The sequence below is a fragment of the Pseudomonas sp. Marseille-Q1929 genome (assembly GCF_017316265.1).
GTDB lineage: Bacteria > Pseudomonadota > Gammaproteobacteria > Pseudomonadales > Pseudomonadaceae > Aquipseudomonas.
The window spans coordinates 39,510-60,911 of the sequence record NZ_JAFLWU010000020.1 but is presented as its reverse complement, the minus strand read 5'-3'; the positions used below and the strand labels follow the sequence as shown (position 1 = coordinate 60,911).

Below are 21,402 nucleotides of genomic sequence, written 5' to 3'. Positions count from 1 at the left end.
ATCAGATTCCTTGTTCGCTGAGCCATAGGTTCAGCGCCGCCAGTTGCCACAATTTAGAGCCACGCAGCGGGGTCAGTTGGCCTTGCGGGTCGGTGAGCAGGCGGTCGAGCATGGTGGGGTTGAACAGGCCGCGATCCTGGCTCGGGTCCAGCAGCAGGTCGCGCACCCAGTTCAGGGTATCGCCCTGCAAGTGCTTGAGGCCCGGCACCGGGAAGTAGCCTTTCTTGCGGTCGATGACTTCGCTGGGAATCACGCGCCGCGCGGCCTCTTTCAAGACTTGCTTGCCACCGTCGGGCAATTTGAATTTGCCCGGCACACGGGCCGACAGTTCCACCAGGCGGTAGTCGAGGAACGGCGTGCGTGCTTCCAGGCCCCAGGCCATGGTCATGTTGTCCACCCGTTTGACCGGGTCATCCACCAGCATCACCGTGCTGTCCAGGCGCAGGGCCTTGTCCACGGCAGCGTCGGCGCCGGGCATGGCGAAATGTTCGCGCACGAAGTCACCGGCGGCGTCATTGGCCGTCAGCCATTTCGGCGCGACCGTGGCGGCGTAGTCGTCGTAGCTGCGGTCGAAAAACGCCTCACGATAAGACGCGTACGGATCACTGGCGCCGTCCACCTGCGGGTACCAGTGATAACCGGCGAACAGTTCATCGGCGCCCTGGCCGCTCTGTACCACCTTGCAATGCTTGGCCACTTCCCGCGACAGCAGGTAGAAGGCGATGCAGTCGTGGCTGACCATCGGCTCGCTCATGGCACGGAACGCCGCCGGCAGTTGCTCGATGATCTCGCTTTCGGCGATGCGTAATTGGTGGTGACGGGTGCCGTAGTGCTTGGCGATCAGGTCGGAGTATTGGAACTCGTTGCCGGCCTCGCCGCCGGCATCTTCAAAACCGATGGAGAAGGTCGACAGGTCTTGCACGCCGGCTTCCCGCAGCAGGCCGACGAGCATGCTTGAGTCGACGCCACCGGAGAGCAGCACGCCCACATCCACTGCCGCACGTTGGCGGATGGCCACCGCTTCGCGGGTGCTGTCGAGGACGCGGTCGGTCCAGTCTTCCAGCGTGAGGTTTTTCTCATCCTCATGTGGGCCGTAGGGCAGGGTCCACCAGGTTTTCTGCTCGGTCTTGCCGCTGGCGTCGATGCGCATCCAGCTCGCCGGTGGCAGTTTTTCGATGCCTGCCAGCAAGGTGCGCGGTGCAGGCACCACGGCGTGGAAGTTCAGGTAGTGGTTGAGGGCGACCGGGTCGAGGAGCGGGTTGATATCGCCGCCCTTGAGCAGCGCTGGCAACGCTGAGGCAAAGCGTAATCGCTGGCCGGTGCGCGACAGGTACAACGGTTTTACGCCCAGTCGGTCACGGGCGATAAACAGGCGCTGGGCATCACGCTCCCAGATCGCAAACGCAAACATACCGTTGAGCTTGGGCAGCAGCGCCTCGCCCCAGGCGTGATAACCCTTGAGCAGCACTTCGGTGTCGCCGCCGGAGTAGAAGGCGTAGCCCAGGGCTTCCAGCTCTTCTCTCAATTCCGGAAAGTTGTAGATCGCACCGTTGAAGGCCAACGACAGGCCCAGATGCGCATCAACCATCGGTTGGGCCGAGCCGTCCGACAGGTCCATGATTTTCAGGCGCCGGTGGCCCAATGCAACCGGCCCTTGGGCATGGAAACCCCAGGCGTCGGGGCCACGGGGGGCCAGGTGATGGGTGATGCGCTCAATCGCAGCCAGGTCGGCAGGTTGGGCATCGAAACGTAATTCTCCAGCTAATCCGCACATAAATTCCTTACCGGTTTTTCCGTTGGGGAGGGGTAACACTCAATACGCCCAAAGGGCGCGTACCCAGAAACTGACACGGGGCTATCCGGGGAGTTTTAGACCGATAAGTTATAAGGCAAATGGCCGCAGGCCCTTAGCAAGTGGCGCGTGCTGTAGGGCAGTGGCGGTAATCCGGTGTGGGTTCAATGCGAATTTTGCGGCGTTCAAGGGTTGGATTGCCCCGTTATTCGAATCTGAATTTATGGGCTGTGCGCTTAACGTAGTGAGTCATCACTCACTGCATTAAGGATGGTTGCGATGACCGCTACACCGGATTTATATACGCTGACCGCCCCGATGACCCGGGACGAATTGGACGGCGCCCTACTGGATTTGACCGGCGACCTGGACAAGGCACAGGTGCTACACAAGACGCTGGCGCATTGGCTGGTAAAAGCGCCGTCATCAGTGCTCGACGCCCTTGAAGAGGATTACCGGCGCAGCGAAGCCGCTCGGCGTAATCTCGAGAGTCGCTTGAAGCGACTCGAGCCGTTGGACACGTTCTGCATCGACAAGCTGAATGAGTACCTGGCCCAGAAAGGGCACAAGGGCTTGGATGTGCGCCACGATTACCTGCAGTGGACCCGAGTCCAAACGATTGGGTCAATGCACATCACGGGCCTGCCGATAAAGTCGGCCTCTGTGGAAAAGTCCAGCCTGGTGTTGGCGGCCATGCAGAATTTTTCCGAGGACGAGGCTGGGCCTGATGGTTTGTCAGAGGATGCCGCCATTTACTACGCAAAGGATAAGTCCGTCGCCAGCGGCATTACCGCGGAGCAATTTGTCGGGTATTGCCGGGACCTGGACCTGGGGGGGGCCTACCAAAAACATATTCTCGAAACCTTCGACTTGACGGCCTTCGATCTGATTTCGCCCGCGGATGGCCACTCCCAGGCGGAGGTTGATGTGGGCCACGGCATGCGAGCCGATATGTTGATTGACTTGCACATCGCTCGGGCCAAGAACCACATTAAACCAGCGAACTACGCCGGCCTGCTCAAACTGATCAGGAACACCCCGACGGTAGAGTCGCTCGTCAACGCCAAGTCCGATACTAAACCCCTGATTTGGCAAGGCTTGAAAATATCCAAGGCTTGCATATGGGGCGTGTTGGTGTTCTCCAAGGACACGCTGGAGGAGTTCGCTGCCGACGAGTTCATGGTCTATATGCCCAACGAACCTCAGCGGCGCTGGTACGAGTATAAATCCCTCGAGGATTTCAAGACGTATCTGACGTCGAGCTTGAAGCAGGCGTCCTACCTGAAGTTTTTTGAATGCTACCTGGACGAGTTGGAGCGTGCGAATTTTCTCAGCAACTTCAAACAGGATCCGAGGCTGGGGTCGTTACAGGCCATAAAACCCGAGGGAAACCTAAACGATTTTTTCTTTTGCAGTTGTCTCGGCAAAATTCAGCTCGACGTTCGGGTGCTGGCCGTGCCGACCGCGCAGGTGGATGAGGACGCGCGCTATCAACGCTTGTTGGATTACTTCGGCGCCGGCCTGGAGGTCTTGAATGCCGCAGGTTTTTTCGTACCCGTGCTGGGTCAATTGATGTTGGGCGTGGCTGTCGGCCAACTGCTGGGGGACGTGTACGACGGCCTGGAGGACTGGAGCCACGGTGATCATGCGGATGCGCTCAAGCATTTGATCGCGGTAGCGCAGAATATCGCCAGCTTTATCGCGTTTGCGGTGGGGGGGCGTGTGGTGGGCTCGCTCACGCATAGCCAGACGTCGTCGAGTGCGTATTTTGACAAGTTCGAGGCGGTGGAGCTGTCGGGTGATCGTTCCCGTTTATGGCGGCCCGAGCTCAGTTATTACCGCCGACCGGGCGGGCTGCCTGAGCCGTGGGTCGCCAACGCTCGCGGTGTGCATCAGGTGAATGGCCATTCCTATATCCGGATCAACGGCGCGGCGTATGCCATTGGCTATGACGCCAGCCTGGCTGAGTGGCGCCTGAAACACCCCACGCGCTCGACGGCTTATCGGCCACCGCTGAGGCACAACCTCAAGGGGGGCTGGCAGCATGTCTTCGAGCGCCCGGAGGAATGGACAGACCCGATTTATGCCTTGCGTCGGATCGATCCAGCCCTGGAGGATGTACCGTCCGAGGCGCTGCAATATATCGCGGCCATCCACGAGACCGACCTGGCCGACTTGCAGCGCCTGGCGCTGGAGCATGCGCCATTACCGGAGCGCTTCCAGGACACCGTGGCGCGTTTCAAGCTGCACCAGAAAGTCCTCGACTTCGCCGATGCCTTGGCCAAGGAGGACGCACTCGACCCGCGAACCGCGCGTACCCAGATCCTGGCCTTGCCGCTGATGCCGGGCTGGCCCAAGGAGCGCTTTTTCGAATTGCTGGACAGTCGCGACAACCTGCTGGAAAGCCACCCCGACCTCGCGCCTTTCGACTACGAAGACCAAAGCATCCATATCACCGAACAACAGCTCAGGGATGGCCAGGTATTCGACACCCTGCTGGCGGCCTTGTCGGACGATGAGCGCAGCACCTTGCTGGGTGAAACCAGCACCCTCGAAGAGGCCCCGGCATTGCTCAAGCGCCGGCTGTTGGACACGGTCAACGACCGACACCGCCGGCTGTATGACAAGTTGTATGACGAATACAAGGGCACCATTGATGATGAGATGGCACCGTTGCGTGCCCGATTTTCGCAACTGCCCCTGCGTGTCGCCAGGGAGCTGAGGGCCGATGCGTCCTCCCTGGACCGTCGATACTTGATCCAGCAACAGCGTATGTCGCTGTCGCTGGAGCAGAGTGCGCGTGAGGTACTGGACCGAATGGCCGAAGATCAGGCGCTGATGGGGTTGTATTGGCCTCCCTTGGCCGGTGCTTCGACCCGGCGGTTGATCTTCGGCATGCTTGCTCGCTTGAGTCAATGGCCGCCGGACTTGTTGTTGCATGTCTACGAGGGCAGCTTGACCGGTAAGGTCTTGGAACAGGTCGGGCCCTCGACGGCGTCGGTGCGCCGCAGCATTGTTCGTAGCGACAAAGGCTTCCAAGCCTTCGATGAGAAGGGCGCCAGCCTGAACACACAGGTGACTGGGGCAGACGGTTTGTTGCAGGCGGTCGTGGATTGCTTGTCGCCGGCGCAACGCCAGGCGATGAACCTCAAGGGCGAACAGGCGGTTGGCCATTTGCGCAGTCAGTTGCGCTTCAAGTCACAGGATGAGCGGGGTCGCGTTGCGCGTTACCTATGGCCCGAGCGCAGCAGTCCCGAGGAGACGCCGAGTTGCGTACAGGCCCAGTTGGGTGTGTCGCAGACCACCACTGAGTTTGCCCGGACGCTGGTGCGCAAGGTGAAGAGGCTCTATCCCTTATTGGATGATGCACACGTGTCGGCGGTGCTGGAGGGTGCGGGAATGGGCCCTATCAGCCGGGCCAGGGCGGTCAAGGCATGGCAGCAACAGTTCGCAGCGTTGCGTAAGGCTTTGCGACCGTGGGGCACGGCACGCGTCGCCCCACTTGCCGATGGCCTGCCACCGACGCAGTTGCGCCTGAGCCGCTCCCAGGTAATGGCTGCGCTCAAGCGTGCCTGGCATGGGCAGTCGCAGTTGCAGGATGATCAAGGTCGTAATGTGCCTGGCCTCAAGCTGGATCGCATGGTGTTCGGCGACTTCCCTGTATTGCCCGCGCAGGTGAACTTTGACCGTATGCAGTGGCTGTCCTTACGAAACATGGAGCTGAGCCGTGACCCGACGCCCTTTCTGAAACACTTCAACACCTTGAAGGGGCTTGAGTTGGCAGACAACCTGCTTTCGCAAGCGCCAGACGCGTTGTCCTCGATGCCTGCATTGGAACACTTGAACCTGGCTCGGAACACCTTGCAAATGACCGAGACGATGAGCAAGACGCTCGCGCAGATGCGCACGTTGACGTCTCTCAACCTGGCCGGCAACCCCTTGATCGACCCCCCTGATGTCAGCCATCTGTTCGAGCTGCGCGAGTTGTTGCTCAGCGATTGCCGCCTGAGCGGGTTCCCCGAGGGCGTCAGGCGTCTGCCGTATCTGGAGCGTCTTGATTTGCGCGGCAACGAGATAAAGGAGTTGCCCGAGTGGCTAGCCGAAATGCCTCGCCGCTATGGCCAGGCGATCAACCTGGGCAACAACCCGCTATCGACGGCCAGCCAAAGCTTGTTGGAGGCTTACCGCAAGCGTACAGGCCAGGGTATGGGGTACCTGGCAGATGATATTGATCGTATGAATGAACAGGTGGCGCGTGAAACCTGGTTGACTGCCAAGGGGGGCACGAGCACCCAGTACGCGCAAAGGGAGGCCACTTGGAGAGCCTTGAACGAAGAGCCATACCGTGATGCGTTCTTCACGCTACTGGCCAGATTGAAGGACACGGCAGACGCCGCCCAGGTTCGTGCCGACCTTGAACGGCGCGTCTGGCGGGTGCTCAATGCCACGGCGGCAGATGCTGACTTGCGTGACAAGGTGTTCTACCGGGCGGCAATGCCGATAAATTGTGATGACGCCGCTGCTGCCATTTTCAGTGACCTTGAAGTACTGGTCGAAATCCACGAAGGCTCGCATTTGGCTACGGGGGGGCAGGTCAATGCGAGACAGTTGCTCGAGACAGCCAAAAAGTTCTTTCGCTTGAGCCAAGTCGAGAGCTTTGCCTTGGCCCACAGCCGTAAAAATCCCCTGTTGGACAGCGTGCAGGTCAGTCTTTTCTTTCGCACACGCCTGGCGAGCAGCCTGCAGCTGCCGGGCCAACCCAAGGATCTGCATCAGAAGGCACTGGCGGGAGTGGAGCCGTCAGACTTGGCCGCCGCTGACGCCGCCGTGAGGCGCGCCGAGCTCTCTCCGGAGCTGTTGACGTACATCACTCGGTTGCCCTACTGGAAAGCGTATTTGAAGCAAACCTTTGCGGCTCGGTTTGAAACCCTGTTCGAGCCGTTCCATGACCGTTTGGACGTGCTGGAGAGCCAAGACCCACCCTTCTCTGATGCCGATATGATCAGGCAGGCGAACACGATCATGGAAGAAAAGGACAAAGTCGAAGCGGCAGAGATCCGGCGCCTTACGGAGGAGGAAATAAGCCGATCCGAGGTGCGTCTCCCGTCCTGCTCAACGCGCGGGCGGTGAGCCGCGAACCAATGCACGCAAGGCAAAGCGGTTGGGGTGACAGGCTTCGGCCACGCTGCGCGGCAGCGGCAACGGCTCGTTTTCCAGCCAGGCCGCGAGCAGCTCGCCGCACAGCGCAGCGGTGATCAACCCGCGTGAGCCGTGGCCGCTGTTGATATACAGCCCGGGCAGCCAGGGGCAGGGCGCGTCCGGTACTTGGCGGGCGTCTTTGCGCAGCACGGCGTAGGCATGATCGAACGCCTCGCGCGCGGCCAGCGGCCCGACGATGGGCAGGTAGTCGGGGCTGGTGCAACGGAAGGCGGCGCGGCCTTGCAACTGCTCGGGAGCCAGTGCGTCGGCGCCCAGGCGGTGCAGCAAATCCTCGGAGATTTCCCGCAGCATCTCCAGGTTGCCCGCGTGCTCGGCAGCGGTGGGCGTGAGGTCGTCGCTTTTGAAGTCGAAGCTGGCGCCGAGGGTGTGTTCCCCCAGGCGCGCCGGGGCGACATAACCTTCGGCACAGACCACTGTGGCCAGTGCCTGGCTCGCCGGGGTTTGCAGTAGCCGGGTGATCTGCCCGCGAATGCGCTTGAGGGGCAAATCGGCGCTGGGGGCAAAGTGCTTGATGTCGGCGGCGCCGGCCAGCACGACGACACTGGCGCTGGCGAGCAAGGTGTCGCCGTCACGGGCCTGCCACTGCTGATCGACCCGTTGCAGCTCAACCGCATTGTGGTGCGTGAGCACGTCGATCGACGGGTGCGCCGCTTGCCATTGGCACAGGGCAGGCGGGTGGACCCAACCGCCCTCAGGGAAAAACAAGCCGCCCTGTTCCAGCTGGATGCCGGCTTGTTGCTGGGCCTGGTCGCGGTCCAGCAGGTGCAATAACTCTGGCGCAAAGGCCTCGGCCAACCGGGCCTGGCGCTCGGCTTCCTTGGCATCGAACGCCAGTTGCAGCACACCGCAGCCATCCCAATCGATACCGCGATGCAGGTGCTCCAGCAGGCGCCGGGTGTGGCCGAAACCGCTCAGGATCAACTGTGATAACGCCGTGCCGTGGGCTGACAACTTGAGGTACAACACGCCCTGGGGGTTGCCGGAAGCTTCCTGGGCCAACTGTGCATGCCGCTCCAACACACTGACGCGCCAGCCTCGGGCGGCGAGACTGGCGGCGGTAGCGCAACCGGCGAGGCCACCGCCGATGACGATCGCGTGGCGTTCGCCTTCAGTCGCTGCAGGCCTTGCAAACCAAGGTTTTGCAGCGAGCGGCGCGGGGGCGTCCGAGGGCCAGCCGAGGAACTCACCGCGCAGGATCTCCCATTTGTGACCGATGCCCGGCGTGCGTTTCATCTTGAACCCGGCAGCGTTGATCAGGCGGCGTACCCAGCCGGTGCTGGTAAAGGTGCTGATGGTCGAACCGGGGGCGGCCAGGCGCGCCAGTTCGGCGAACAGTTCGGCGGTCCACATGTCGGGGTTTTTGGCCGGGGCAAACCCGTCGAGGAACCACGCATCGATTTGTGCATCCAGTTGCGGCAACTGCTCCAGGGCGTCGCCGATCAACAGGGTCAGGGTGACGCGGCCGTTGTCCAGCACCAGGCGTTGAAAGCCTTGGTGGATGGCGATGTACTGCGCCAGCAACTGCTCGGCGAACGGTTGCAGCTCGGGCCAGAGGGCGAGGGCGCGTTGCAGGTCGGCGTGGCTCAGCGGGTACTTTTCCACGCTGACAAAATGCAGCCGCGCACCGCGCGCCGCGTGCTGCTCGAACAGTTGCCAGGCACAGAGGAAATTCAAGCCGGTACCAAACCCCGTTTCACCGATCACCAGGCGCCCGCCCACTGGCAGTGCGGCAAAGCGCTCCTGCAAACGGTTCTGTTCGAGGAACACGTAGCGGGTTTCTTCAAGGCCCGACTGGTCGGAGAAGTACACATCGTCGAACACCCGCGAGTGCGGGCGGCCTTGGTCGTCCCAGTCGAGCTGGGCGTGGGATACGGGGTTCATGGGCGGCTCGGTAAAGGCAAGGCGGCCATTCTAGCCGATCAATGGGGAATGAATTGACCCACGGCAAGCGCCGGTGGAATTTCCTGCCGCGTGTTGCGGCCCAATCCGCTAGTCTTGAGCCATCTTGAAACGGAGCTGCCCATGTTCGAATCCGCCGAAATCGGTCACGCCATCGACAAAGACACCTACGACGCCGAGGTGCCCGCCCTGCGCGAGGCCCTGCTGGAAGTGCAATACGAGCTGCAACAGCAGAAGCGCTTCCCGGTGATTATCCTGATCAACGGCATCGAAGGCGCCGGCAAGGGCGAGACCGTCAAGCTGCTCAATGAATGGATGGACCCGCGCCTGATCGAAGTGCGCACCTTCGACCAGCAGACCGACGAAGAATTGGCGCGGCCACCGGCCTGGCGTTACTGGCGCCAGTTGCCCGCCAAGGGCCGCATGGGGGTGTTCTTCGGCAACTGGTACAGCCAGATGCTGCAAGCCCGCGTACATGGGCAGATCAAGGACGCGCGCCTGGACCAGGCCATTGCCGGTGCCGAGCGCCTGGAAAAGATGCTCTGCGATGAAGGCGCGCTGATTTTCAAGTTCTGGTTCCACCTTTCCAAAAAGCAAATGAAGGCGCGGCTCAAGGCGTTGGCCGACGACCCGTTGCACAGCTGGCGCATCAGCCCGCTGGACTGGCAGCAGTCCGAGACCTACGACAAGTTTGTGCATTTTGGCGAGCGTGTGCTGCGCCGCACCAGCCGCGACTATGCGCCGTGGCATGTGATCGAAGGCGTGGATGCGCACTACCGCAGCCTTACCGTGGGCAAGCTGCTGCTGGAAGGCATCCAGAATGCCCTGAAGCTACCCAAGGGCAAGGCCAGCGGGATGAACCCGGCGCCGCTGATTGCGTCGGTGGACAAGAAAAGCCTGCTCGACAGCCTCGACCTGAACCAGCGCCTGGAAAAGGATGATTACGAAGAACAACTGATTACCGAGCAGGCGCGCTTGTCCGGCCTGATGCGCGACAAGCGCATGCGAAAGCACGCGCTGGTCACGGTGTTTGAAGGCAACGATGCGGCGGGCAAGGGCGGTGCGATCCGCCGGGTGGCGGCGGCGCTGGACCCGCGTCAGTACCACATCGTGCCGATTGCCGCGCCGAGTGAAGACGAGCGCGCCCAGCCGTACCTGTGGCGCTTCTGGCAGAAGATCCCGGCGCGGGGCATGTTCACTGTGTTCGACCGTTCCTGGTACGGTCGCGTGCTGGTGGAGCGTATCGAAGGCTTCTGCACGCCGGCCGACTGGATGCGCGCCTATGGCGAGATCAATGATTTCGAAGAACAGCTGCGCGACGCCGGTGTGATTGTGGTCAAGTTCTGGCTGGCCATCGACAAGCAGACCCAACTGGAACGCTTCCAGGCCCGCGAGGACATCCCGTTCAAGCGCTTCAAGATCACCGAAGACGACTGGCGCAACCGCGACAAGTGGGACGACTACCGTGCGGCGGTCGGCGATATGGTTGACCGCACCAGCACTGAGATCGCGCCGTGGACGTTGGTGGAGGCCAACGACAAGCGCTGGGCGCGAGTCAAGGTGTTGCGCACCATCAACCTGGCGCTGGAGGAGGCGTTCGAGAAGTCCGACAAGCACGATAAGAAAGGCAAGAAGAAGTAGGGCTATCTATGGGGTGAATGATCGTCGCGGTTGGAATCAGCTGGATCTATGCTCGATCCATCTCCCAACCATGACAAGATCGAGGTAGCCCATGCGTGAAGTAGTGATCGTCGACAGCGTGCGAACCGGCCTGGCCAAATCCTTTCGCGGCAAGTTCAACCAGACTCGCCCGGATGACATGGCGGCCCATTGCGTCAACGCGCTGCTCAGCCGCAACGGCATCGACCCGGCGACGGTGGAGGATTGCATCGTCGGCGCTGGCTCCAACGAAGGCGCCCAAGGCTACAACATCGGGCGCAATGTGGCGGTGTTGTCGCAACTGGGCACCGGCACGGCCGGCATGACCCTCAACCGTTTCTGCTCATCGGGCTTGCAGGCGATTGCGATTGCGGCCAACCAGATTGCCTCGGGGTGCAGCGACATCATTGTCGCGGGTGGTGTGGAATCCATCAGCCTGACCATGAAAAGTGTCAACACCGACAACCTGATCAACCCGCTGCTCAAGGAGCAGGTGCCGGGTATTTATTTCCCGATGGGGCAGACCGCCGAAATTGTCGCCCGCCGCTACAGCGTCAGCCGCGAAGAACAGGACCTGTACGCCCTGCAAAGCCAGCAGCGCACCGCCCAGGCTCAGGCCGATGGCTTGTTCGACGATGAAATCGTGCCGATGGCGGTCAAGTACAAGGTCGAGGACAAAAACACCGGCGCGGTGCAGATCCTTGACGGGGTGGTGGATCGCGACGACTGCAACCGCCCGGACACCACCCTGGCCAGCCTGCAGGGCTTGAAGCCGGTGTTCGCCGAAGACGGTTCGGTGACGGCGGGCAACTCGTCGCAATTGTCCGACGGCGCCTCGATGACCCTGGTGATGAGCCTGGAAAAAGCCCTGGAACTGGGCCTCAAGCCCAAGGCGTTTTTCCGTGGCTTTACCGTCGCCGGTTGTGAGCCGGACGAGATGGGCATCGGCCCGGTGTTCTCGGTGCCCAAGTTGCTCAAGGCCAAGGGCTTGCAGGTGGCGGATATTGACCTGTGGGAATTGAATGAAGCGTTTGCGTCCCAGTGCCTGTATGCGCGTAATCGCCTGGAGATCGATAACGCGAAGTACAACGTCAACGGTGGCTCGATCTCCATCGGGCACCCGTTCGGCATGACCGGTTCGCGGCAGGTGGGGCATTTGGTGCGGGAACTGCAGCGGCGCAAGTTGCGTTACGGGATCGTCACCATGTGTGTGGGCGGCGGCATGGGCGCTACGGGCCTGTTCGAAGCGGTACGCTAAACCCCACTGGGGAAAATGAGGTCAGTGTGGGAGCTGGCTTGCCTGCGATGCAGACACCTCGGTGAGTCAGATGTACCGAGGTGATGCTATCGCAGGCAAGCCAGCTCCCACATTTGATTTGTGGTGTGCTGGAAAAAATCGCTCGCCAAGGTACCCCTTCGTCCACCTAGAATGCCCGCTCCACTTCCTCTGGCTTCTGGGGCACTCATGCACATCTCTTCCGGCCGCTGGGTCTATGGTTTTCTCCTGACCCTGTTGACCGCGCTGCTCTGGGGCATCCTGCCGATCAAACTCAAGCAGGTGCTGCAGGTGATGGACCCGATCACCGTCACCTGGTTTCGCCTGACCGTCGCCGGCGGTTGCCTGTTCGTCTACCTGGCGCTGAGCAAACGCTTGCCCCGTCTCAACGTGCTGGGGCCCAAGGGCGGCTGGCTGGTGGGCATGGCCGTGTGCGGCCTGGTGGGCAACTATGTGTTGTACCTGGTGGGCCTGAAAATGCTCAGCCCCGGCACCGCGCAACTGGTGGTGCAGATGGGCCCGATCTTTCTGATGATCGCCAGCGTGTTTGTGTTCAAGGAGCGTTTCAGCCTGGGGCAGGTGGTCGGCCTGATCGTGCTGATCTGTGGCTTTGGCTTGTTCTTCAATCAGCGGTTGGAGGAGTTGCTGACGTCCCTTGGCGCTTACACCGCTGGCGTGCTGACCATTCTGCTGGCCACTACCATTTGGGTGTTCTACGCCCTCGGCCAGAAGCAGTTGCTGACGGTGTGGAACTCGCTGCAAGTGATGATGGTGATCTACCTGTGTTGCGCGGTGCTGCTGACGCCGTGGGCACATCCGCTGGAAGCCCTGGACCTGAGCCCGCTGCAAGGCTGGCTGTTGCTGGCCTGCTGCATGAATACGCTGGTGGCCTATGGCGCGTTTGCCGAGGCACTGGCGCATTGGGAAGCCTCGCGGGTCAGCGCGACCCTGGCGCTCACACCGTTGGTGACTTTTGTCGCGGTGGCCTTGGCAGCCTGGTGGTGGCCAGACTTTGTGCAGGCCGAAGACATCAACGCCCTGGGCTATGCCGGGGCGTTGGTGGTGGTGCTGGGGTCGGCGACCGTGGCGCTGGCGCCGTCGTTGATGGCCGGGCTCAAGGCCCGGCGGTTACGCATGGCGTCTTAAGCACCCAGCATGTTTTCCGGGCGTACCCACTGGTCGAACTCGGCATCGGTGAGGTAGCCCAGCGCCAGCGCTGCTTCACGCAGCGTCAGCCCTTCGGCGTAGGCTTTTTTGGCGATCTCGGCGGATTTGTCGTAGCCGATATGCGGGTTGAGCGCCGTCACCAGCATCAGCCCGCGCTCCAGGTGCTCGGCCATTTGCGTGGCGTCGGGCTCAAGCCCGGCGATGCAATGTTCCTGGAAGTTGTTGCAACCGTCGGCAAGCAGGCGGATCGATTCCAGCAAGTTGTGGATGATCACCGGCTTGTACACGTTCAACTGCAAATGCCCCTGGCTGGCGGCGATGCCGATGGTCACGTCATTGCCCAACACCTGGCAGGCCAGCATCGATAGCGCTTCGCATTGGGTCGGGTTGACCTTGCCCGGCATGATCGAACTGCCGGGCTCGTTGGCCGGCAACTTGACCTCGGCGAACCCGGCTCGCGGGCCAGAACCTAGCAGGCGCAGGTCGTTGGCGATTTTCATCAGCGCCACCGCCAGGGTTTTCAGCGCGCCGTGCAGCGTTACCAGCGGCTCATGGCCGGAGAGGGCGGCGAACTTGTTTGGCGCGGTGACGAAAGGAAAACCCGACAACGCCGCCAGCTCGGAGGCAATCGCCTCGCCAAAGCCATGGGGTGCATTCAGCCCGGTACCTACCGCCGTTCCGCCCTGGGCCAGCTCGCACACGGCGGGCAAGGCGCTGCGCACGGCACGTTCGGCGTAGTCGAGCTGGGCGATAAACGCCGAGAGTTCCTGGCCGAAGGTGATCGGCGTGGCGTCCATCATGTGGGTGCGGCCGGTCTTCACCAGCTTCATGTGCTGCGCTGCCTGTTCGGCGAGGCCGCCGGACAGTGTGGCAATCGCCGGCAACAGGCGCTGGTGCACCGCTTGCACGGCGGCAATGCTCATGGCGGTGGGAAAGCAGTCGTTGGAGCTCTGGGAGCGGTTCACATGGTCGTTGGGGTGTACCGGGCTCTTGCCACCGCGGGGTTTACCCGACAGCTCGTTGGCGCGGCCGGCAATCACTTCATTGGCGTTCATGTTGCTCTGGGTGCCGCTGCCGGTCTGCCACACCACCAGCGGGAACTGGTCGTCATGCTGGCCTGCAAGCACTTCGTTGGCGGCCTGTTCGATCAGGCGGGCGATATCGGCGGGCAAGTCGCCGTTGCGGCTGTTGACCCGCGCGGCGGCCTTTTTGATCAGGGCCAGGGCGTGCAATACCGCCAGGGGCATGCGTTGCTCGCCGATGGCGAAATTCACCAGCGAACGTTGGGTCTGTGCGCCCCAGTAAGCGTCATCCGGGACTTGGACTTCTCCCAGGCTGTCGGTTTCGATACGGCTCATCGGGCACTCTCCTTGATAGCGGTTTGCGCAGTTTAGGTCGTGATTGGCCTGCTGGGTTCCCTAGAAAGACTTTTCATCGGTCAATCTTTGCCCGGCAAGCCCCGGGGTTGAGCCGCGAGGTTTTTTAGGCGCAGAATGGGCGCCCTTGGGGTCTTACCTCGCCTGCTAGAAAAGGAAACTCGATGACTCGTCTTCGTGCCATCTGTACCGCGGTTGCTCTGGTTTGCGCCAGCGGCCAGGTTCTTGCCGATACCGCCAGCCACAACGCCAGTGCCGAAGCCTTCCTTACCCTGGCCCATGCCGACAAGCTGGGTACCCCGGTGTACATGCAAGTGCAGCAAATGTTCGCCCAGCGTTTCGAACAGACCAAGGCGCCTGCCGCCAAGCAGTCCGTACTGGACAGCTACCAGGCCAAGGCCAACGCTGCCCTGGACCAGGCGATCGGCTGGCCAAAGCTGAAGCCGGACATGGTCAAGCTCTACACCACCAATTTCAGCGAATCCGAACTCAAGGACCTGGTTGCCTTCTACCAGTCGCCACTGGGCAAGAAAGTCCTGGAAAAAATGCCGCAACTGACCCAGCAATCGGCCCAGATGACCCAGCAAAAGCTGGAAAGCGCCGTGCCGGTGGTGAACAAGCTGTTGGACGATATGACCAACGAGCTGGCGCCAAAAGCCGCCGCACCGGCCAAGAAGAAGTAAGCAGGAATGACCATGCAACAGCGTATCGAAACGGCGCTCGCCGCCTTGAGCCCGCAGCATTTGAGCGTGCTGGACGAAAGCCACATGCACAGCCGTGGGTTGCAGACCCACTTCAAGGCCGTGCTGGTCAGCCCGCAGTTCGAAGGGCTTAATCGCGTCAAGCGCCACCAGACGGTCTACGCCACCCTGGGTGACCTGATGAGCGAGTTTCATGCGCTGGCGCTGCATACCTACACGCCTGAAGAATGGGCGAAAATCGACGCAGCCCCGGCCTCGCCGACCTGCGCTGGCGGACATTGACGGGTTATCCCTGATAGAATCCGCAACGCGCCGCTTAGCCGGCGCGTTTTTTTTGCATCCGGTTCACCCTTTACGAGGGTAGCCACCTGGAGAGAACACCCATGACTCAACCGATTGTCGTGGCGGCACTGTATAAGTTCGTCACCCTCGAAGATTACGTCGCCCTGCGCGAGCCCCTGCTGCAGGCGATGGTCGATAACGGCATCAAAGGCACCTTGCTGATCGCCGAAGAAGGCATCAACGGCACCGTTTCCGGTAGCCGCGAAGGCATTGATGGCCTGATGGCCTGGCTGAAGAACGACCCACGCATGGTCGATATCGACCACAAAGAGTCGTATTGCGACGACCAGCCGTTCTACCGCACCAAGGTCAAGCTGAAGAAAGAAATCGTGACCCTGGGCGTCGAAGGCGTCGATCCCAACAAAAAAGTCGGCACCTACGTTGATCCGCAGGATTGGAACGCGTTGATCAGCGACCCGGAAGTGCTGTTGATCGACACCCGCAACGACTACGAAGTATCGATCGGCACCTTTGAAGGGGCGATTGATCCGAAAACCACCAGTTTTCGCGAATTTCCCGACTATATCAAAGCCAACTTCGACCCGGCCAAGCACAAGAAAGTCGCCATGTTCTGCACCGGTGGCATTCGTTGCGAAAAAGCGTCGAGCTACATGCTCAGCGAAGGCTTCGATGAGGTCTACCACCTCAAGGGCGGCATCCTGAAGTACCTCGAAGAGGTGCCGCAGGAAGAAACCAAGTGGCAGGGCGACTGCTTTGTTTTCGACAATCGCGTGACCGTGCGCCACGACTTGAGTGAAGGCGACTACGATCAATGTCATGCCTGCCGCACACCGATCAGCGCCGAAGACCGCGCATCCGAACACTACGCCGCTGGCATCAGCTGTCCACATTGCTGGGATAAGCTGCCGGAGAAGACCCGCCGTAGCGCAATCGACCGGCAGAAGCAGATTGAACTGGCCAAGGCCCGCAATATGCCGCACCCGATTGGCTTCAACTATAAGCAATCACCTTCCGAGGCCTGAGCCATGTCCGCGCGCCTGCTCTATGTAATGGACCCGATGTGTTCCTGGTGCTGGGGGTTTGCCCCGGTGGCCGAAGCGCTGGTGGAGCAGGCCCGCGCTGGCGGTGTGGACGTGCACCTGGTGGTGGGCGGTTTGCGCACTGGCAGCGGTGCGGCACTGGAGCCGACGACTCGACGCTATATCCTTGAACACTGGCAGGCCGTCACCGACGCCACCGGCCAGCCGTTCAAGCGCGAAGGCGCGCTGCCCGACGGTTTTGTCTACGACACCGAGCCTGCGTGCCGCGCCATTGTCACCGCGCGCAGCCTGGCGCCGGATTGTGCGTGGACCTTGCTGGGGCTGATCCAGCGCGCGTTTTATGTCGAGGGCCGCGACGTGACCGTCGCCAGCGTGCTGGTGGAGCTGGCCGAGCAGGCGGGCATCCCGCGTATCGAGTTTGCCGGCGCGTTCGACCGTGCCGAGCAGCACGCCGCGACCGCCGCCGATTTCACCTGGGTGCAGGACTTGGGCATCGCCGGTTTCCCGACGCTGCTGGCTGAGCGCAATGGTCAACTGGCCTTGCTGACCAACGGTTATCAGCCGCTGTCGGAGCTCTCGCCGCTGTTGGGTCGATGGCTGGAGCGAGCAGCCTGTGCATGAACCCGCTCAACGCACTGATCGACTGACCTGGGCGGAAATTCGCCGCCTGGCCCTGCGTCACAAGAAATCCCTGTGGATCGCCAATGGCGTTGCCGTGCTGGCGACGCTGTGCAGCGTGCCCATTCCGCTGTTATTGCCCTTGCTGGTGGACGAAGTACTGCTGGGCCATGGCGATGCCGCGCTGAAGGTGATGAACCACGCGCTGCCGCTGGGTTGGCAGAAAGCCGCTGGGTATATCGGCCTGATGCTGTTGGTGACCTTGTGCCTGCGCTGCGGCGCACTGGTGTTCAACGTGGTGCAGGCCCGGCTGTTTGCGCGGCTGGCCAAGGACATCGTGTATCGCATCCGGGTGCGCTTGATCGAACGGCTCAAGCGTATTTCCCTCGGTGAATACGAAAGCCTGGGCAGCGGCACGGTCACCACGCACCTGGTCACCGACCTGGACACCCTCGACAAGTTCGTCGGCGAAACCCTCAGCCGCTTCCTGGTGGCCATGCTCACCCTGGTCGGCACCTCGGCGATCCTGGTGTGGATGCATTGGCAGTTGGCGCTGCTGATCCTGTTGTTCAACCCGTTGGTGATCTACGCCACCGTGCAGTTGGGCAAGCGCGTCAAACACCTGAAGAAGCTGGAGAACGACAGCACCTCGCGGTTTACCCAGGCGCTGACCGAAACCCTCGATGCCATCCAGGAAGTGCGCGCGGGCAACCGCCAGGGCTTTTTCCTCGGGCGCCTGGGCCAGCGAGCCCAGGAAGTGCGTGACTACGCGATCCATTCGCAATGGAAAACCGACGCCTCCAGCCGTGCCAGCGGCTTGCTGTTCCAGTTCGGCATCGACATCTTCCGTGCGGCGGCAATGCTCACGGTGTTGTTTTCCGACCTGTCCATCGGCCAGATGCTCGCGGTGTTCAGCTACCTGTGGTTCATGATCGGCCCGGTGGAACAGCTGCTCAACCTGCAATACGCCTACTACGCGGCGGGCGGTGCGCTGACGCGGATCAACGAGCTGCTGGCGCGGGCCGACGAGCCACAATACGCCGGGGGTGAAGACCCGTTCACCGGGCATGAAACCGTCGGCATCGAAGTACGCGGCCTGGATTTCGGCTATGGCGAAGACCTGGTGCTCGACCAGTTGAACCTGGCCATTGCGCCGGGGGAGAAGGTCGCGATTGTCGGTGCCAGCGGTGGCGGCAAAAGTACCCTGGTGCAACTGTTGCTCGGGCTTTACACGCCGCAGGCCGGCAGCATCCGTTTTGGCGGTGCAACCCAGCAGGAAATCGGCCTGGAGACGATTCGCGAGAACGTCGCCGTGGTGCTGCAACACCCGGCCTTGTTCAACGACACCGTGCGCGCCAACCTGACCATGGGCCGTACCCGCAGCGATCAAGCCTGCTGGCAGGCACTGGAAATTGCCCAGCTGGATGCTACCGTCAAGGCTCTGCCGATGGGTTTGGACAGTGTGGTGGGGCGTTCCGGGGTGCGTTTTTCCGGTGGGCAGCGGCAACGCCTGGCGATTGCGCGCATGGTGTTGGCGGAGCCGAAAGTGGTGATCCTCGATGAGGCGACCTCGGCCCTCGATGCGGCCACCGAGTACAACCTGCACCAGGCGCTGGCGCGGTTTCTCAGTGGGCGTACTACACTGATCATCGCCCACCGCTTGTCGGCGGTTAAGCAGGCAGATCGAGTTTTAGTGTTTGACGGCGGTCACATTGCCGAGGACGGCGACCATCAGCAGCTGATTGCCGAGGGTGGGTTGTACGCCAAGCTCTATGGGCATTTGCAACAAGTACGTTGATTTGAACTGGGCTGTGCTAACGGAAGCGGATGTTCGCGTGCGTATCAAGCAGTGCATGTGCAAGGGACTTCATGAAGCAAAAGCGGACTCTCGGAACGCCTCGGCTGTTGGGCATTGTGTGGCCCTTTATCGCCGTCGTGCTGTTCCAGGCATTGTTGGGCTGCGTCAGTCTCTACGTGCTTTCAGCAGTGCGCGGCTACGTAGCAGGCGAAAGCTTGTGGTCCAAGGGCCAGAAGGACGCCATCTACTACCTGACCCTCTACGCCGATAACCGCGACGAAGCCACGTTCCTCAAGTACCAGCAGGCCATCGCCGTGCCCCAGGGCGGGCATGAGTTGCGCATCGCCCTCGACCACTCCACCCCGGATATCGCCGCGGCCCGCCAGGGCATCCTCAAGGGCGGCAACCACCCCGACGATGTCTCCAGCCTGATCTGGCTGTACCTCAACTTCCGCCATTTCAGCTACCTGGAAAAAGCCATCGAACTGTGGACCGTGGGCGACGGTTACCTGGTGCAACTGGATGACCTGGCCCAGGAGATGCACCGCTCGATCCGCTCCGATCACGTCAGCGCCAATGACGTGCGGCAATGGAAGGCGCGCATCATTGCGATCAATGACGGCGTGACCCCGGCCGCCAAGGCTTTCAGCGATGCCTTGGGCGAAGGCTCGCGGATGATCCTGCGGCTGCTGTTGACCACCAACCTGGCCACCGCCTTGGGCCTGATCGCGCTGGCGCTGTTGCGCACGCGCAAACTGCTGACCCAGCGCCATGCGTTCGCCGACGCGTTGCAGGCGGAAAAAGAGCGGGCGCAGATTACGCTGGAGTCGATTGGCGATGGCGTGATCACCACCGACGTTGACGGCGCCATCGCCTACATGAACCCGGCAGCCGAGGCGTTGACCCACTGGAAGTCGGCCCAGGCCCAAGGCCTGCCCCTGGCTGCGCTGTTCAATCTGCTCGATGAAAACGCCGAGCCCGATGGTTTTACCCTGATCGAACACATCATCAAGGGCCAGCTCAGTGGCGGCAGCGAGCATTCCAAGCTGATCCAGCGCCTGGACGGCAGCACGGTCTCGGTGACGCTGGTCGGCGCACCGATCCGCAGCGCCGGCAAGGTCAGCGGTGCGGTGCTGGTGCTGCACGACATGACGCAGGAACGCCAGTACATCGCCAACCTTTCATGGCAGGCCACCCACGACGCCTTGACTGGCCTGGCCAACCGCCGTGAGTTCGAGTTCCGCCTGGAGCAGGTGTTGCACCACGTTGGCCGTCAGCAAAACCCACGGCACGCGTTGATGTTCCTCGACCTGGACCAATTCAAGCTGGTCAACGACACCTGCGGGCATGCGGCCGGTGATGAATTGCTGCGGCATATCTGTGCGCTGCTGCAATCGGACCTGCGCGAAGGCGACACGTTGGCCAGGCTGGGGGGCGATGAGTTCGGCATCCTGTTGGAAAACTGCCCGGCGCCCGTGGCGGAAAAAATCGCCGAGAGCCTGCGCCATACCGTGCAAAGCCTGCATTTTGTGTGGAAGGGCCGGCCGTTCATGACCACCGTGAGCATTGGCCTGGTGCATATTTCGCACGTGCCGACCACCCTGGAGACCTCGCTGCGGGCGGCGGACATGGCCTGCTACATGGCCAAGGAGAAGGGGCGTAACCGGGTGCAGGTCTACCATGCCGATGACTCGGAGCTGTCCCTGCGTTTTGGCGAGATGGCTTGGGTGCAACGCCTGCATATGGCCCTGGAAGAAAACCGCTTTTGCCTGTACGCCCAGGAAATCTCACCCCTGGGGCATACCGATGGGGGCACTGGCGATGTTGAAATCCTCCTGCGCCTGCACGATGAGGCGGGCCGCATTATTCTGCCCGACAGCTTTATTCCGGCCGCTGAGCGTTACGGCCTGATGACGTCGCTGGACCGTTGGGTGGTGGAGAACGTGTTCAAGATCATCGCCAACTGCATGCGCGAGCGTCCGGGGCGGCCGATGGCGATGTGTGCGATCAACCTGTCAGGCATTACGATTGGCGATGACGACTTTCTCGGCTTTTTACGTGAGAAATTCGCGGCTTACAGTATTCCGCCAGCGATGATCTGTTTTGAAATAACCGAAACCAGCGCTATTGCCAATCTGGGCAGCGCTATTCGCTTTATTAATGAACTCAAAGCGTTAGGTTGTCACTTCTCGCTCGACGACTTTTGTGCCGGAATGTCCTCATTCGCTTATCTCAAACATTTACCTGTAGACTTCCTGAAGATCGATGGAAGTTTCGTAAAGGATATGCTGGACGACCCGATTAACCGCGCCATGGTCGAAGTGATCAACCACATCGGCCACGTCATGGGTAAGCGCACAATTGCCGAATTTGTTGAAACACCGCATATCGAACAGGCTCTACTTGAGATAGGTGTGGACTACGCTCAGGGCTATCTGATCGAGCGCCCGCAATTGTTTACCTTTGACAGCTTGCAGTGTCGACCTGTGCGGCCGCAGCCTTTGCTGTTCAAGGCGCCCGGCACATTCCGCTGAAACCTCTGCTGGTCTGTAC

General features: G+C 61.4%; 13 protein-coding genes. 10 read left to right on the top strand and 3 right to left on the bottom strand.

All coding sequences use genetic code 11. The features are described 5' to 3' along the window. Position 1 precedes the first annotated feature (1 nt). Positions 2–1,774 (bottom strand): N-acetylglutaminylglutamine amidotransferase, encoded by a 1,773-nt coding sequence (locus tag J1G37_RS20225; RefSeq protein WP_207044936.1) that lies wholly within the window; start codon positions 1,772–1,774, stop codon positions 2–4. Positions 1,775–2,071: 297 nt separating this feature from the next. Here J1G37_RS20225 and J1G37_RS20220 point away from each other — a divergent pair, with 297 nt between their 5' ends. After that, on the top strand, positions 2,072–6,922 hold the full coding sequence (locus J1G37_RS20220; RefSeq protein ID WP_207044933.1) for an NEL-type E3 ubiquitin ligase domain-containing protein: 4,851 nt from the start codon (positions 2,072–2,074) through the stop codon (positions 6,920–6,922). Here J1G37_RS20220 and mnmC read toward each other — a convergent pair. Then, positions 6,905–8,893, bottom strand: a complete 1,989-nt coding sequence (mnmC, locus tag J1G37_RS20215) for a bifunctional tRNA (5-methylaminomethyl-2-thiouridine)(34)-methyltransferase MnmD/FAD-dependent 5-carboxymethylaminomethyl-2-thiouridine(34) oxidoreductase MnmC (protein WP_207044930.1) — start codon at positions 8,891–8,893, stop codon at positions 6,905–6,907. The two genes, J1G37_RS20220 and mnmC, sit on opposite strands and share 18 nt — an antisense overlap. A 141-nt stretch (positions 8,894–9,034) precedes the next feature. Here mnmC and pap point away from each other — a divergent pair, with 141 nt between their 5' ends. The 3 genes from pap to J1G37_RS20200 all read left to right on the top strand — a co-directional run bounded on the left by pap (position 9,035) and on the right by J1G37_RS20200 (position 12,992). Next, complete coding sequence (gene pap / locus J1G37_RS20210; protein ID WP_207044928.1) at positions 9,035–10,552, top strand: polyphosphate:AMP phosphotransferase; 1,518 nt, start codon at positions 9,035–9,037, stop codon at positions 10,550–10,552. 91 nt (positions 10,553–10,643) lie between these two features. Further along, positions 10,644–11,828 carry a thiolase family protein gene (locus J1G37_RS20205; protein ID WP_207044926.1) on the top strand — a complete coding sequence of 395 codons (1,185 nt, stop codon included), beginning with the start codon at positions 10,644–10,646 and terminating at the stop codon, positions 11,826–11,828. A gap of 207 nt (positions 11,829–12,035) precedes the next feature. Next, complete coding sequence (locus J1G37_RS20200; RefSeq protein WP_207044924.1) at positions 12,036–12,992, top strand: DMT family transporter; 957 nt, start codon at positions 12,036–12,038, stop codon at positions 12,990–12,992. On the opposite strand, the gene J1G37_RS20195 is transcribed toward J1G37_RS20200, so the two are convergent. Continuing rightward, on the bottom strand, positions 12,989–14,371 hold the full coding sequence (locus J1G37_RS20195) for a class II fumarate hydratase (protein WP_207044922.1): 1,383 nt from the start codon (positions 14,369–14,371) through the stop codon (positions 12,989–12,991). The two genes, J1G37_RS20200 and J1G37_RS20195, sit on opposite strands and share 4 nt — an antisense overlap. A 182-nt stretch (positions 14,372–14,553) precedes the next feature. Here J1G37_RS20195 and J1G37_RS20190 point away from each other — a divergent pair, with 182 nt between their 5' ends. The 6 genes from J1G37_RS20190 to J1G37_RS20165 all read left to right on the top strand — a co-directional run bounded on the left by J1G37_RS20190 (position 14,554) and on the right by J1G37_RS20165 (position 21,383). Beyond that, a complete protein-coding gene (locus J1G37_RS20190; RefSeq protein ID WP_124525803.1) occupies positions 14,554–15,072 on the top strand; it encodes a DUF2059 domain-containing protein in 519 nt (172 codons plus the stop codon). 6 nt (positions 15,073–15,078) lie between these two features. Next, positions 15,079–15,372 (top strand): BolA family protein, encoded by a 294-nt coding sequence (locus J1G37_RS20185; RefSeq protein WP_200431301.1) that lies wholly within the window; start codon positions 15,079–15,081, stop codon positions 15,370–15,372. A gap of 101 nt (positions 15,373–15,473) precedes the next feature. After that, on the top strand, positions 15,474–16,415 hold the full coding sequence (locus tag J1G37_RS20180; RefSeq protein WP_124525801.1) for a rhodanese-related sulfurtransferase: 942 nt from the start codon (positions 15,474–15,476) through the stop codon (positions 16,413–16,415). Positions 16,416–16,451: 36 nt separating this feature from the next. Beyond that, the gene (locus tag J1G37_RS20175; RefSeq protein WP_207045012.1) at positions 16,452–17,054 is read left to right on the top strand and encodes a DsbA family protein; all 603 of its coding nucleotides are present in this window, start codon (positions 16,452–16,454) and stop codon (positions 17,052–17,054) included. Next, a complete protein-coding gene (locus tag J1G37_RS20170) occupies positions 17,047–18,849 on the top strand; it encodes an ABC transporter ATP-binding protein (RefSeq protein WP_207044920.1) in 1,803 nt (600 codons plus the stop codon). The genes J1G37_RS20175 and J1G37_RS20170 overlap by 8 nt, the downstream gene beginning before the upstream one ends. A gap of 71 nt (positions 18,850–18,920) precedes the next feature. Continuing rightward, complete coding sequence (locus J1G37_RS20165; protein ID WP_207044917.1) at positions 18,921–21,383, top strand: EAL domain-containing protein; 2,463 nt, start codon at positions 18,921–18,923, stop codon at positions 21,381–21,383. Positions 21,384–21,402: the final 19 nt, after the last annotated feature.